At 57.2% G+C, this 236-nt stretch carries 1 protein-coding gene; it reads right to left on the bottom strand.

Translation table 11 applies throughout. The features are described 5' to 3' along the window. The coding region (locus tag ACZ3HG_RS24860) for a glycosyltransferase family 9 protein (protein WP_465335215.1) at positions 1 to 229 on the bottom strand (229 nt) is incomplete at its 3' end. Positions 230 to 236 lie beyond the last annotated feature (7 nt).

Here is a 236-nt window from a genome sequence, read left to right as displayed (position 1 = left end):
AAGTTTCGAATACTGCACCTGGCTCGATGAACGCCAGGCCGTTTGGGTGAAAGTGGCACCGATCCGCTTGTCCGTAGGGGCATGAGCGTTGGGGCCGAGTGATGGAGTAGAGCCCAATCGCTGGCCGATTGAGCGCTGCGGCGATATGAGTACTTCCTGTGTCGCCACCGACATGAGCGGAACATTCCGATATCAAGGCGACAAGTTCTCCCACGCTTGTTTGTCCCACCAGTGAC

It is taken from the genome of Erwinia sp. PME.40.26/001 (assembly GCF_055556675.1).
Note: the sequence above shows the minus strand (reverse complement) of the source record. Positions and strands in the feature narration are given on the sequence as shown.